Origin of the sequence: Marinobacter sp. R17 (genome assembly GCF_003789045.1) — a bacterium.
GTDB classification, from domain to species: domain Bacteria; phylum Pseudomonadota; class Gammaproteobacteria; order Pseudomonadales; family Oleiphilaceae; genus Marinobacter_A; species Marinobacter_A mangrovi.
Window position 1 is genome coordinate 42,941 of record NZ_RHGZ01000001.1, and the last position, 12,723, is coordinate 55,663.

At 61.2% G+C, this 12,723-nt stretch carries 12 protein-coding genes; 6 read left to right on the forward strand and 6 right to left on the reverse strand.

The features are described from left to right. Positions 1 to 97 precede the first annotated feature (97 nt). The 6 genes from hpf (at position 98) to yjgA (ending at position 4,323) form a co-directional block, all read left to right on the forward strand. Positions 98 to 406 carry a ribosome hibernation promoting factor gene (gene hpf, locus EB809_RS00210; protein ID WP_123632559.1) on the forward strand — a complete coding sequence of 103 codons (309 nt, stop codon included), beginning with the start codon at positions 98 to 100 and terminating at the stop codon, positions 404 to 406. A gap of 28 nt (positions 407 to 434) precedes the next feature. Beyond that, positions 435 to 902, forward strand: coding sequence for a PTS IIA-like nitrogen regulatory protein PtsN (gene ptsN / locus EB809_RS00215; protein WP_123632560.1), 468 nt, complete (start codon positions 435 to 437; stop codon positions 900 to 902). Between the two features lie 28 nt (positions 903 to 930). Next, entirely contained in the window at positions 931 to 1,821 is an 891-nt protein-coding gene (gene rapZ, locus EB809_RS00220; protein WP_123632561.1) for an RNase adapter RapZ, read from the forward strand. After that, positions 1,818 to 2,087 (forward strand): HPr family phosphocarrier protein, encoded by a 270-nt coding sequence (locus EB809_RS00225; RefSeq protein ID WP_123632562.1) that lies wholly within the window; start codon positions 1,818 to 1,820, stop codon positions 2,085 to 2,087. Before rapZ ends, EB809_RS00225 begins: the two co-directional genes overlap by 4 nt. 303 nt (positions 2,088 to 2,390) lie before the next feature. Continuing rightward, positions 2,391 to 3,752, forward strand: a complete 1,362-nt coding sequence (gene mgtE, locus EB809_RS00230; RefSeq protein WP_123632563.1) for a magnesium transporter — start codon at positions 2,391 to 2,393, stop codon at positions 3,750 to 3,752. A 40-nt stretch (positions 3,753 to 3,792) separates the two neighbouring features. Continuing rightward, positions 3,793 to 4,323: a ribosome biogenesis factor YjgA gene (gene yjgA, locus EB809_RS00235; RefSeq protein ID WP_123632564.1), complete on the forward strand. Its 531-nt coding sequence runs from the start codon at positions 3,793 to 3,795 to the stop codon at positions 4,321 to 4,323. Positions 4,324 to 4,345: 22 nt separating this feature from the next. Here yjgA and EB809_RS00240 read toward each other — a convergent pair whose 3' ends face one another. From EB809_RS00240 to mreC, 6 genes are all read right to left on the reverse strand, one after another. Continuing rightward, the gene (locus EB809_RS00240; RefSeq protein WP_123632565.1) at positions 4,346 to 5,179 is read right to left on the reverse strand and encodes a carbon-nitrogen hydrolase family protein; all 834 of its coding nucleotides are present in this window, start codon (positions 5,177 to 5,179) and stop codon (positions 4,346 to 4,348) included. 102 nt (positions 5,180 to 5,281) lie between these two features. Further along, a complete protein-coding gene (locus EB809_RS00245; protein ID WP_123632566.1) occupies positions 5,282 to 9,166 on the reverse strand; it encodes a YhdP family protein in 3,885 nt (1,294 codons plus the stop codon). A gap of 70 nt (positions 9,167 to 9,236) precedes the next feature. Next, positions 9,237 to 10,715, reverse strand: coding sequence for a ribonuclease G (gene rng, locus EB809_RS00250; RefSeq protein ID WP_123632567.1), 1,479 nt, complete (start codon positions 10,713 to 10,715; stop codon positions 9,237 to 9,239). Beyond that, the gene (locus EB809_RS00255) at positions 10,712 to 11,329 is read right to left on the reverse strand and encodes a Maf family protein (RefSeq protein WP_123632568.1); all 618 of its coding nucleotides are present in this window, start codon (positions 11,327 to 11,329) and stop codon (positions 10,712 to 10,714) included. The genes rng and EB809_RS00255 overlap by 4 nt, the downstream gene beginning before the upstream one ends. 12 nt (positions 11,330 to 11,341) lie before the next feature. Continuing rightward, entirely contained in the window at positions 11,342 to 11,821 is a 480-nt protein-coding gene (mreD, locus tag EB809_RS00260; RefSeq protein WP_123632569.1) for a rod shape-determining protein MreD, read from the reverse strand. Then, a complete protein-coding gene (mreC, locus tag EB809_RS00265) occupies positions 11,818 to 12,690 on the reverse strand; it encodes a rod shape-determining protein MreC (RefSeq protein WP_411711033.1) in 873 nt (290 codons plus the stop codon). Before mreC ends, mreD begins: the two co-directional genes overlap by 4 nt. Positions 12,691 to 12,723: the final 33 nt, after the last annotated feature.

Here is a 12,723-nt window from a genome sequence, read left to right on the forward strand (position 1 = left end):
GACGGAAGAGCAGGATTTTCAAGCGTCCGCCGCACGCGACGGGCTCAACGCCGGAAACGGAGACGTTATCCGGGCATGTCGACAATAGGAGAAGCCTATGCAAATCAATATGTCAGGTCACCATGTCGAATTGACTCCCGCTCTGAAAACCTATGTTTCCGAAAAGTTCGAAAAACTCGAACGCCATTTCGACCACATCAGCAACTGTCAGGTGACCCTGTCCGTGCAGAAGCTTCGCCAGACGGCCGAGGCCACCCTGCACGTTATTGGTGGTGAAATTCATGCAAAGGCTGAAAACGAAGATATGTACGCGGCCATTGACGGACTCCTAGACAAACTCGACCGCCAGATCCTGAAACACAAGGAAAAGACGGTTGATCGAATGCACGGCGCGACCAGCCGCTAGCGGTTCATAAAGGGAAAGCATTCCATCCATGACGGAAAGTCCACTAACCATTCAATCCATCCTGGTTCCCGAGCTCACCCTCTGTGGTGTGCCGGGAACCAGTAAGAAACGCATCCTGGAACTGATCGCCGAGAACGTCGCCCGGCGCTATCCGGAACTCGACGAGACCCAGATTTTCAACAACCTGGTGTCCCGCGAGCGGCTCGGCAGCACCGGGATCGGACAGGGCATTGCCATCCCCCATTGCCGGCTGGAAGGCTGTCATCAGGTGGTCGGCGCCCTCCTGACCCTGGAAGAAGGCGTGGCTTTCGATGCCATCGACAACCAGCCGGTCGATCTCCTGTTCGTGCTGATCGTTCCCAAGGAAGCCACCAGTGAACACCTGGAGCTTCTCAGCCAGCTGGCCGAGAAGTTCAATGACCGCTCTTTCTGCGAGCGTCTGCGACGCTGTGAGGATGCGTCGCAGCTGTTTGAGGTCATGACGCAATCAGAGTGAATCATCTGCTGATCGGCGAAGGCACTGCATGAAACTGATTATAGTCAGCGGGCGCTCCGGCTCCGGCAAGAGTACGGCCCTGCACGTTCTGGAAGACCTGGGCTACTATTGCATCGACAATCTGCCCATCGGCCTGTTGTTTCCCCTGGTCGAGGAGGCGGGCAACGCCTCGCCCAACAAGTTGCGCAACATTGCAGCGAGCATCGACGCGCGCAACCTGTCCGATGAGATCGCCAACTTCGAGGCCATCCACGAGCGCCTATCCACCTGCGGCATGAAGGTCGAAATCGTCTTCCTCGATGCCACCGACCAGGCTCTGCTGCAACGCTTCCACGCCACCCGGCGCAAGCACCCTCTCAGCGATGGGCGGACGTCATTGCGCGAGGCGATCACGGACGAAAAACACCTGCTTGAGCCGCTGGCCCAGCTGGCCGACCTGTATATCGACACGACCGAGCTGTCGATGTACGAGCTGCGGGACATGATCAAGCAGCGCATCGTCGGCCGCCGGGAACAGGAGCTGGCGTTGCTGTTCCAGTCCTTCGGCTTCAAACACGGCGTACCGGTCGACTCCGACTACGTTTTCGACGTGCGCTGCCTGCCCAACCCCTACTGGGACGCCAACCTGCGTAAATTCACCGGTGTCGATCCAGAAGTGCAGACGTTCCTGGAGAGCCAGCCGGAAACCCGGGAGATGCTGGATACCCTCACCCGTTTCCTGGAAACCTGGCTGCCCTCGTTCCAGGCCAGCAATCGCAGCTACATGACCATTTCCATTGGCTGTACCGGTGGCCAGCACCGCTCGGTTTACATGTGCGATCAACTGGGCCGCTACTTCAACCAGAAGTACAGCAATGTCCAGGTTCGCCACACCGAGCTCCCGCACCTTCATCCAGCGTCGACTGACGATCCGTCATGATTCGCCAGCCGATCACCATCATCAACAAGCTCGGACTGCATGCCCGGGCGGCGGCCAAGCTGGTCAGCACGGCGTCGGATTTCGACAGCCAGGTGCTGATTGCTAAGGAGGGCCGCGAGGTCGACGGCAAGAGCATCATGTCCGTCATGATGTTGGCCGCCAGCTGCGGCACCGAAATCGAGCTGGTGCTGGACGGGCCCGACGAGCAGGCGGCCCGGGACGCCCTGGTAGCGCTGATCGACGATTACTTCGGTGAAGGCGAATAAGGGTTCGCGATGATCGCTGCACGCCCCTCTCGACGTGACCCCAAAGCCGGTGGAATTCACCTACACTGAATTCTCACGTCTGCAACGTAAGTCCGCTATACTTAGGAACTTCTGAATAAGTCCTGGAGCGCCTCAGGGTGATCATGGCCGTCCACTTTCACTCGGCTCGGTGACGAGACATTTCAGGACTTATCCAGGAATCCCACAAAACGAGACAGGATGGCGCAGCAATCCCCGGATTGCCCGCCAGAGAATCAGCCGCAGGACGCGCCGATCGTCCTGATCCGGATTCATGGGTAAGTCATGTCAGACGCAGTCGAAAACAGCCAGGCCCGGCAGCGCCTCCGCACCCTGGGCGAGGCGCTGGACAGCGGTGCCCTGCAGCAGGTCGCGCGCATCCTCAATGGTGGCCTGAGCCCCAGCGATATTGCTCACCTGCTGGAATCCTCTCCGCCGCGCCAACGTGCCCTGCTCTGGAACCTGGTCGACAAGAGCCTGGAAGGGGAAGTCCTCCAGTACCTCAGCGACGACATCCGAAGCTACTTCCTGAGCAAGCTGAACGCCCAGGAACTGGCGTCCATTATCGAAGACTTCGAGTCGGACGACCTGGCCGACCTGCTGCAGCAGCTGCCGGACACGGTGATCCAGGAAGTCCTCGACACCATGGACGACCAGGATCGCCAACGGGTGGAGGAAGTCCTCGCTTACCCGGAAGACACCGCCGGCGGCCTGATGAATACGGACACCATCACGGTGCGTCCGGATCTCAGCATCGACGTGGTGTTGCGGTATCTTCGCCGCCACCGCTCCCTGCCGCCGATGACCGACAGCCTGATCGTGGTTAACCGCCGCGACGAATACATTGGCGTCATGCCGATTACCAAGATGTTGGTATCCAGTCCCAGCGCCACCGTGCGGGAGGTGATGGACACCGACATCGAGCCGATCCCGGTCAACCTGTCCGACACCCAGGTCGCCACCCTGTTCGAACGCTACGACCTGATCTCCTCGCCGGTAGTCAGCGAAGAAGGCAAGCTGCTGGGCCGGATCACCATTGATGACGTGGTCGACGTTATTCGTGAAGACGCGGACCACTCGCTGATGAGCATGGCCGGTCTGGACGAGGACGAAGATACCTTCGCGCCGGTTATGAAGACCACCAAACGCCGGGCGGTCTGGCTGGGCATCAACCTGATTACGGCGTTTATTGCATCATCCGTGATCGGCATGTTCGAAGGCACCATTGCCAAGGTCGTGGCCCTGGCGGTCCTGATGCCCATCGTGGCCAGCATGGGCGGGATCGCCGGCAGCCAGACGTTGACCCTCGTCATTCGCGGCATGGCGGTGGGCCAGATCAGCGGCGCCAACGTACGCTGGCTGCTGAACCGGGAATTCATGGCCGGGGTGCTCAACGGGCTCCTCTGGGCTGTCGTGGTCTCGATCGCGGCCACAATCTGGTTCCGGGATCCGATGATCGGCGTTATCATTGCCGCGGCCCTGATCATCAACCTGATCGCGGCGGCACTGGCCGGCACCTTGTTGCCGCTGTTTCTTAAATCGAGGAACATCGACCCGGCCCTGGCCGGGGGCGTGATACTGACAACCGTAACCGATGTGGTGGGTTTCCTGTCCTTCCTGGGACTGGCCACCGTGATATACGCCTGATGGCCACGCCAGGGCGATCTGCAACAACCCGGAAAAGACCATGATCACTGACGACGACTACCAGGATGACGAGGACTACAAAAGCAAGTCCGAACTCAAGCGAGAGATGCATGCGCTTCAGGACATCGGCAAACGCCTGCTGGAACTGACGCCCGATCAGGTCGACCCCCTCCCCATCAGTGACCGGTTACGTGCCGCAATTGAGGAATCCAAGCGCATTCGCCAGCACGAAGCCCGGCGTCGTCATCTGCAGTACATTGGCAAGGTGATGCGTCAGGAGGATCAGCTAGAGGAGGTCATCCGGGCCATCGAAGCGTTCGATACCGGCAGTGCGGAACATACCCGTCGCCATCACCTGGCAGAGCGCTGGCGTGACCGCATGGTGGAAGAAGGTGATTCGGCAGTGGGCGAATTTCTCGGCTACTGCCCGGAAGCCGATATCCAGCACCTGCGCAACCTCGCCCGCAATGCCCGCCGGGACGCGCAGAAAGACAAGAACACCGGCCACGCCCGGAAACTGTTTCGTTACCTGCGCGAGTGTGTGGATCAGCAGGAAACGCCGGGCGCCTGAGCGACGCCCGAAACATTCACGACTAGAGCCGCCGGTGAGACCACACGGGCATGCGATCCCGGGTCAGTGAGAGCTTACTCGGGTCCAGATCGGCGGTCGTCAGAGTCATTCCCTCACTGAGTTCGGTCACCACAGCACCCCACGGATCCACCACCATGGAATGCCCGTAGGTCCGCCGCTTGGAATCATGCTCACCGCCCTGGCCTGCTGCGACCATCCAGAACTGGTTCTCGATCGCGCGGGCCCGCACCAATGGGTGCCAATGAGCCAACCCGGTCTGGTAGGTAAAGGCACTGGGCAAGGTCACCCACTCAGCCCCCTTGCCTCGCAACTGTCGGAACAGCTCCGGGAAGCGCAGGTCATAACAGATGGCCAATCCCAGCTTGCCGACCGGCGTATCCACCACCACAACCGCCTCGCCGGGCTCGAACGTATCGGACTCGCGATAACTGCCCTGGGCATCCTCTACCTGCGCGTCGAAGAGGTGGATCTTGTCGTAACGGGCCACTTCCTCACCCTGATCATTGAACACCACGCAGGCGGCCCGCACGCGGCTGTCCAGTTCGGTTCCGTCCGGGCGGGCGGCAATCGGCAGGGAGCCACCAACGATCCAGATGCCCAGGCGCCGGGCCTGTTCGGCGAGAAATGAACGGATAGGTCCGGACGCGTCGCGCTCCAGCAGGCCCCGCTCCATCATCTGACGGGTACTCAGCACCGCAAAGTTTTCCGGCAACACGGCAATCCGGGCGCCCTTGTCGCTGGCCTGCTGCAGAAGCTCCCGGGTATCCGCCAGGTTCTGGTCCAGATCGTGTCCACTGACCATCTGCAATACCGCGACGCGGTTTTCTTGAGTCATAGCGCTGCCTCCTGAGGCGTTTTCCATGTCGACGTCTCGTCAACGACGACGATCAACCTGCCCTGAATAAACCGTGAAAACCCGGGGGCCGTCAAGCTTCGGTCACTTTCCGGTGTCGAACACGTTGCGCAGTTCGACCTTGGGATCGCCCCAAGACCCGGTGACGGAATAGGTCGCGCTGGTTAGACGGCTCAGTGGATCGCCCAGCACCTTGTCCAGGACGAACAGTGCGCCGCCGATCGGCGCCGAAGCCCCCATCAGGATCGCGGCCAACGGCAGGTTTTGGGTCAGCGGCAGCACCACCACCAAGCGCATATCCAGCATTTCCTTTACCAGATCCGCGGAGCCGGTGAGTTTGAAGGCACCCGACGGACCGACGATCTGCAGTTCCGGATCCCAGGTCAGCGTTCCCGACGCCAGGCGCGCCGTTCCGGAAATGGCATCAAACGCCACGCCCGCCTCGTAAAGATCCGAGAAATCGAGTTTCAAACGGCGCAGCAAGGTGTCCGAATTGAGAATGCCAAACACTCGGAAAATCTGGGCGGTGTTACTGCGCTCGAGAATCACACCGTCATCGATACGGAATCCCAACGTTCCTTTGACCGTCTCCAGCGAGCCCGCTTCTGGCGGCCCATCCCAGCCCAGATCGATTTCCACGCGGGTCTTGTTACTGCGCAGCGGGACACTGCCCTCAATCCAGGGACTGATGTCCGCCAGGTTTTTACCGGCCAGCACACCATTGATCTGGGTTTGTTCGCCGTTCTCTCCGGCTGACCAGATCAGGCTGCCGTCAAACGCCAAACTACCGACCTGGCCTTTGATCTTGTCAACGCTCAGGGCCCGGGCAGCCGGCCTCAGCAGGAACGACCACTGGCCATAATCCCGGCCGTCGACCTGCACGCTGTCGATGGTGACGTCCGCATCGGACCACTGCCCGACGCCGCGTTCGGCAAACGACACCGGCGCCTGATCCGCTGCGCCGTCGTCCTCCCCGGTCGCCAGGACAATGTGATCCAGATCCACGGTCAGGGGATCATTCCCGGACGGCAGCCGCAATTGGCCGGCAAGGTCAGGGCCGTCGAACGTAACGCGCCACCCCTCAGTATCCGCGACCGCCGTGACCTGTGCCTTGCTGAACGACTGACCGGCGGCCTGAAGGCGATCGACCGACAACGCCACCCGATTCAGCCATTGCTTGCCCGCCCCGGAGCTGGCCCCCGCCGAACCCAGGTTGTGGCTCTCCAGGGCATCTTGCCAAATCTCTGCATCCAGTTGAGCCAGGTGGCCGGTAATCTCCAGTCCCGCGGCACCGGACACTGACGTGGACTGGGCACCCAACTCAATCCGCCCCCGGTCAAACACCTGGTCCAGCCAACGCAAACGGAAAGCCAGTCGATCCGACCAGTGACCCGACAGCATCAGGCCCCCATCGTCGCCCCAACTGATCACCATACTGAGGGGAACCGGCTGGCCCATGGCCTTGTGCAAAGGTTCCGGCCAATCGATCGAAACGTTCGAGAGCGACGACGTCAACCTCAGGGACGACGCCCCCGCCGAAGACACCCCCATTTCCGCCCGATAGCCGGCACGACCTTCAATCCCTGGCAGGTTGCCGATCCCAAAACGGGTCGCCAGGTCATCCAGGTTCATGCGCCCGGTCTGGATCAGTTTCAGCGGCGCGTCGGCCCCATCCCGCGCCAGGGACAGTTCAACAGGGCTGTCCAGGAAGCGGGCGGACAGCGGCTTGCCGGAAAAACCGGATTCAGAATCGTAGTGCACAGTGCCGTTCAACTGTTCCCAGACTGCTGACGAGTCGTTGTAGGCAATGCGCCCGTCTTCTGCTTTCAGATCCGCTTTGACGTGCGTTTTCGCATCATCGGCCAGCCCGATATCCAGATCGAGATCCAGATGATACTGGCCACCGATATTCAGCGCCGTGGCGGCGGAACCGGCGAACTCACCCAGCGGTGACTGATCCAGCCAGTCAGCCACCTGCTCCCCCTTGAAAGGCGCCGCCGTATGCACCTGCAACACTGCCGGCTCGGCATCGCCGTCCACACGCACCGTTGTGGGTTCGAGGGTCAGGCCTCCGGTTGTGCCCTGCTCCACCTGGATACGAGCTTTTGCCCCCTGAACCACCACTTGCCCAGACGCGCCCGTGACTACAGGCCAGCGCTCGTCGTATTGGATTCGGGCGTCAGTAAACTGATATTGCTGGCTGGTGGTAAAACTGCCCGGCGGAGACCCCTTGTTCACCTGCCCGTGACCGTAAAAGACGCCGTGGTCAATGTCTGCGCTTTCAACAGCGCTGGTGATCCAGTCGTAGAAAGCGGGATCCACGACCTTGCCCGGCACGAAATCCGCCAGCATCGGCGCCGTTGCATCCCAGGCTTCGACCCGCATGGATAGCGTGTCCTCGCCCGGCTCCTGCAGCTTCAGATCGAAAGCGCCGGCAAGTCTCGTCTTACCCTGATACTGGATATCAATACGGTCAGACCAGATGCGCTTGTGGGGGCCATCAATCTGCCAATGAACCTGGGTCCGCAGGTGCGCCAGTATCCAGGCATGCGCGAATTCCTGCGGGAATCCCAGCGTCACATCGTCGGTGTCCACGGACACCTGACCGGCTGAGCGGGACAGGGTCAGACGGCCATTCAATCCCTGCACGCCCGGCGCGCCATCGAAGGCCTGTACGGACACATCTGCCAAGCGCCCCGTCAGCTGGAAATCATCGGCCGTTTCCGGCACCCGGAGTGCCAGGTCATGCAGTTCGCCCCCGGGCTGGTAATGCGCCAGTGCGTTGCGCAGCTCGTCATCCAGCGGTGCAATGGCCTGCGCCATGCCGGACAACATGCCCAACGGGACTTTTGAGGCGACCACGCTCCAGCCGTCATCGCGGATGATGCGCAAGTCGATGTTACGCGCCGATTGCCCGGCCCAATCCCAGCCCAGACCCTGAACATCCAGACGCCAGCGGTCGTCCCCCGTTCGCTGCCAGCCCACCTGAGCCTGGACCGATTCAACCGGCGCCTGGGTCTCGCCGTCGGCCCGAATCTGTACGTGCGGCACCGACAAGCGGGCATTGACTCGCTCCAGCTCACCACCGGCGAAGCGCAACCACGCCTGACCACCGGCATCCACGCTGTCGATCAAACGGTTCTGCCACTGATAACGCTGCAGGAAGGCATCAAACAGGCGACCGGAATCCACATCGACAAACAGCGTGCCGTCGAAATCGCCACGGAAGAAGTGCTCTCCCTCAAGATAGAAACGGGCCAGCTGGGTCGTGGAGCCGGGCTGCATCGCACGGCCGGAAGCACTGAAGGTGCCACGCCAGTAGCGCAGGTCCACTTGTGGAATGAAGAACGTCCGACGCGGTTCGTCAGGCACCTTGAGGCCCAGGTGCACCTGGTTGAGCTGGACGGAAGGATCGGACAGCACCTCTCCCAGGCGATTGATCCAGGCTCGGGGCCCGGATTCGTCTCCCTCGGCGTCAGAGGCGTCGGCCTGGGGCAATGTCAGTCCCTCGATAGTAATGGCCCCTGACGGGCTTTGCTCGAGCGTCAGGTCCATGCCGCTGGCGACCAGGTCATTGAAGACCAGGCGCTGTCGCACCAGCGAAGCCACCGAATCGAGCCGGATGTCCACGCGCTCGACCCGGGCAATGACCTTCTCCGGTTGTTTCGGATCGCGGATCTCCATGCCCGAAAGATCCAGCACCGGATCCATGCCCTTCCATTGCCCGTGCAACTGATCGATGTGCACCGGTTGGCCCAGGCGCTCGGAGAGCACCGCTTCGATCTGCGCCTGATAGCGATCGACGGCGTGCATCAATTGCCGGCCGATCACCACATAGAGCGCGATGACGATCAGGATAGCCAACACGGCCATCCAGACCAGATTGGCCAGGCGGATCAGCCAGCGCAATGGCAGGGAGGTGTCGGGAGGCGTTTCCCGGCGACGGGCTTTCGGGTCAGATACGTCCATGCAATGCCCGCCGGCCTAGTCCTGAACCGGGGAAAACGCCGTCGGGAGGTAGCAGCGACGGCGGTACACGTTACAGCAGGACCACATCGTACTGTTCCTGACTGTAAAAGGGTTCGACCTGGAAGCGAATGCTCTTGCCAATGAACGTTTCCAGATCCGCGACGTTGTCGGATTCCTCGTCCAGCAGGCGATCAACCACGGACTGGGAGGCCATGACCAGGTAGCTTTCAGCCTCATAGGCCCGGTTGACCCGCATGATCTCGCGGAACACCTCATAGCAGACCGTTTCAGGGGTTTTCAGGAAGCCACGCCCGTCACAGATCGGGCAGGATTCGCACAGCACCTGGCCCAGGCTTTCGGTAGTCCGCTTGCGTGTCATTTCCACCAGCCCGAGCTCCGACACGCCAGTGATCTTGGTCTTGGCGTGGTCCCGCTCGAGCATTTTCTCCAGCATCCGGTGGACCTGGCGCTGATGCTCGGTGTCTTCCATGTCGATGAAATCGATGATGATGATCCCACCCAGGTTGCGCAGCCGCAGCTGGCGGCTGATTGCGCGGGCCGCCTCCAGGTTGGTCTTGAAGATGGTTTCTTCCAGATTACGATGCCCCACAAAGGCACCGGTATTGATATCGATCGTCGTCATCGCCTCGGTCTGGTCGATGATGACGTAGCCGCCGGACTTGAGCTGCACCTTGCGGCTCAGGGCTTTCTGGATTTCGTCCTCGACGCTGTACAGATCGAAAATCGGCCGCTCGCCCGGGTAGTACTCCACCTTGTCGGAGAACTCGGTGACAAACTCCTCCACGAATTCCATCACCCGCTGGTAGCTCTCCCGGGAGTCGATGCGCACCTTTTCGGTCTGCGGGCGCACCAGGTCCCGGATGGTACGGATAAACAGCGGCAGGTCCTGATAAATGACCGAAGGCGCTTTACCGGTGGCGTTGCGCTCCACAACCGACTGGTGCAGGCGGTGCAGGTAGGTCATGTCCCCCAGAAGATCGTCGCGGGAGGCACCTTCTGCCGCCGTCCGGATAATGTAGCCGCCACTGGCCTCCAGCGCTTCCGCGCCTTCCTGGACCAGGCTACGCAGGCGCTCGCGCTCGGTGTCGTCTTCAATCCGCTGGGAAATGCCGACGTGCTGGACTTCTGGCATGAACACCAGATAACGGGAGGGAATCGACAGCTGCGTGGTCAGACGCGCGCCTTTGGTGCCGATCGGATCCTTGGTGACCTGGACCACCAACGACTGACCTTCGCGCAGCAGTGAGCGAATGTCCGGCACCGCCTTGGGCGTGTCGGAAGCGGACTCCTCGCCGTTGCCCACCACCAGAACGTCGGAAGCGTGGATAAAAGCGGCCCGCTCCAGGCCAATATCGACAAACGCGGCCTCCATCCCGGGCAGGACCCGGACCACCTTGCCTTTGTAGATGTTGCCAACGATTCCTTTGCGGCTGGTGCGCTCAATATAGGTTTCCTGCAACATGCCGTTCTCGACCAGGGCCACCCGGGTCTCGACCGGCGTCACGTTGATCAGGATTTCCTCACTCATACCGACTTCTCCGCCGACGGCAGCCAGGTCTTCCAGACCGGCTGTCCTGCTTCTGCAAACAATTCCGCAGTTTCCTGCAGGGGCAGGCCGACTACGGCGCTGTAGCTACCCCATAGGCCGTCAACGAAAACGGCTCCCCTGCCCTGAATACCGTAACCTCCGGCTTTGTCCCGGGGCTCACCGGTCTGCCAGTAGGCATGAATTTCTTCGTCGCTCAATGCCCTGAAGCGGACTTCTGTCACCGCCAGCCGGGCGTAGCAGCCAAACTCGCCCGCCAGCGCCACTGCGGTCATCACCTTGTGCGTGCAACCGGAAAGATGGCGGAGCATGTCCGCCGCCTCGGCCGCATTGGTCGGTTTGCCCATGATCCGGTCTTCGCGGACCACTGTGGTGTCCGAACCAATGACCAGACTGGCCGGATCGTCGGCCTGGGCCAGCCCCGCCTCGGCCTTTTCCCGGGCCAGGCGCTCCACGTAATGCTCGGGGCGCTCGCCAGGAAGGCAGGTTTCATCGAGATCCACCGGGCATACCGAAAATGAGAGTCCGATCTGCGCCAGCAGTTCCCGGCGGCGGGGTGATGCAGATGCCAGAATAACGGGCCGCGTCGTGCTCATGGTGTCCTCGCGCTATGCCAGCTTCAGATTCAGTCGATCAAGAATGCCACAGACAAACGGCCATACGAGGGTGCTGGTCACCGCCGGCAGCAAATAGGTAAAGCCCGGATTGTCGGCGCCCAATAACTGGTTCACGAAGTGCACGAACATCTGGTTGATGCCCAGCAGAAGAAACACCATCAGACACTGTTGTGGCATCGGAAACATACGCAGCCGCTGATGGGTGGTCAGCACCAGAAAGGCCACCAGTGCCATGGCAAGAGCGTTAATGCCGAGTGTGCTGGCCTCAAGCACATCCAGGAACAGCCCCAGCACCCACGCCACCAGCACACCAAACCGGCTGGGGGCCCTGAATGTCCAGTAGAACACCATCAGCCCTAACCATTCAGGGCGATAGACCAGCCAGTCCACCGGAAACAGGGAAATGCTCAGGACCAGGGAGATCAGGACGCTGATCGCAAACACGGGGTAACTGATGACGGATAGACTCATTCGCTCCCCTCACTGTCTGAAGCACTTCCGGATTCCGCTTCGGCAGCCGCCTGGGCGCAGTCAACCTCACCCGGGGAGCAGTCGTCGTCGCCATGGCGCACCTGCGGTTGGAACACCACCAACACCAGGTCACTCTGATTCAGTTTGGCTTTGGGTTCAGCCTGGATATCGGCAAAGGGTTCGCCGGGCTCGCTGTGGATACGAGTGACTGTGGCAACCGGGTACCCCTTCGGGAACCGACCGCCCAGGCCGGAGCTGACCAGCTCATCGCCCTCGCGGATATCCGCCGTGTCGGGGACATGCACCAGATCGAGTGTATCGGGATTTCCGGTGCCCAGCAGGATCGCCCTGACGCCGCTGCGCAGGACTTCCACGGGCACAGCGTGGCTGCTGTCAGACACCAACAGCACCCGGGATGTAAAGCGGCTGGTCTGGATAACCTGCCCCATCAGACCATTGGCATCCAGGATGGCCTGACCTTCGGTGACCCCGTCGCGGGATCCCTTGTTGATGATCAGTTCATGGGAGAAGGGGTCGGGAGAGACGCCAATGACGTCGGCCACCACAACCCGCTCATCCAGCTGTGTGGCCACGCCGTTGAGACTGCGCAGTTCAATGTTGTCTGCAGCCAGGGACGCATACTTGATGGAGCGCCGTTCGAGTACCAGCAAGCGGGCACGCAGGGATTCGTTTTCCTCGATCAGGTCATCCCGACTGGTGAAAACATCAGCCCCCCAGTCCGAGAGACTGTCTGGAACGTGGCCCAGCCATACCACCGGCGTCAAAGCGGAACTGAGCCAGCTTCGCAGCTCGTCGACCCGCCCGAAGCGGGAATCCAGAACCACAAGCACCAGCGACAGAACCACCACCAGCAACAACCGGAATCCCGGGATGGGCCCCCT